The sequence below is a fragment of the Marinobacter sp. ES-1 genome, from assembly GCF_000475255.1.
Classification (GTDB): Bacteria; Pseudomonadota; Gammaproteobacteria; order Pseudomonadales; family Oleiphilaceae; genus Marinobacter; species Marinobacter vinifirmus.
In genome coordinates this window covers 1-1,336 of record NZ_AXBV01000106.1, presented here as the reverse complement: position 1 = coordinate 1,336, position 1,336 = coordinate 1, and the positions used below count along the sequence as shown (strand labels likewise).

Below are 1,336 nucleotides of genomic sequence, written 5' to 3'. Positions count from 1 at the left end.
TGGGTCTTCACTTCTTTTAGTGGGTAACCCTTTATTTCCCTGCCGTTTTTGGTCAATGTTAGCCCATCCGATTAACCCGATGGATGGTGGCCGACATTGGATCAATGCACCCTCTACGAACAGATTCTTGGGCTCTCAGCACCTTGGTTTGTCTCAGACGTTGAGCTTGATAAAAGTCAGAGCGAAGTCGTAGTCCAGGTCAACATAGATAAAGGCACAGCGCTTGTCTGCCCCCGGTGTGGCCGTGCCTGCCCGGGTTACGACTCCCGGGAACGTCGTTGGCGTCACCTCGACACCTGTCAGTTCCGAACCCAGGTGGTTGCCCAAGTCCCCCGTGTGCAATGTCCGGAACATGGCTGCCTGACGGTCAGCGTACCTTGGGCTGAGCAGAACAGCCGGTACACGCTGCTATTTGAAGCCTTTGTTATTAGCTGGCTCAGGGCAGCCTCGATCTCTGCGGTCAGCAAACAGCTGCGCCTGAGTTGGACTGCTATCGACAACATCATGGAACGGGCTGTACGTCGGGGCTTGGCCAATGCGCCCGACCGCGATACAACACGGCTGGCTGTCGATGAGACCGCATTTCGTAAGGGGCACGATTACGTGACGATCGTTTCCAATGCCCAGGGTCAGGTTCTGGCGGTGGAAGACGGCAGGTCCTCAGACAGCCTCGGTCGCTTTTACGACAGCCTGGAGAAGCCGCGCAAGCAATCGATCATTTCGATATCCATGGATATGAGCCCGGCGTATCAGAAAGCGACGTTTGCCCATATCGACAAAGCCCATCGGAAGATCGCCTTCGATCACTTCCATGTTGCACAGATGCTGACCCGGACGCTGGATGCCACTCGCAAGGCTGACATGGCGCGGGCGGATCACTCGATGCGTCAGGAGATCCACCGAAGCCGATACACCTGGTTACGCCATCGCAAGAGCCTTGAGGGGCAGCAGATTCAGCAAATCCGGGCCTTGTCGGATGCTCTCAAAGACACCGGCCTGGTGTGGTACCTCAAGGAGAAGGCACGGGACATCTGGCAGGGCTATCGCGTCAAAGGCGCTCGCGCGGCCTGGCAGGAATGGATTCATATGGCTCGACTCACGGAGGTTCGAGCCTTGACCTCAACGGCCAATCAAATCGAAACCAAGCTGTTTGGCATCCTCAATGCCATGCGTTTCCGGGCTTCCAATGGTCTAGCGGAGGCAATCAACGGACAGGTTCGAGCTTTAAAGGTCCGGTCCCGGGGATTCCGGAGCAAGGAGAGATTCAAACGGGCAATCTTGTTCCATTATGGCGGGCTGCCTATGGCACCCAACCCACACGGATAAGTGAAGAGCC

General features: G+C 56.4%; 1 protein-coding gene. It reads left to right on the top strand.

The window, feature by feature from the left end; genetic code table 11:
* Window positions 1–96 precede the first annotated feature (96 nt).
* On the top strand, window positions 97–1,326 hold the full coding sequence (locus tag Q668_RS16130; RefSeq protein WP_036220386.1) for an ISL3 family transposase: 1,230 nt from the start codon (window positions 97–99) through the stop codon (window positions 1,324–1,326).
* Window positions 1,327–1,336: the final 10 nt, after the last annotated feature.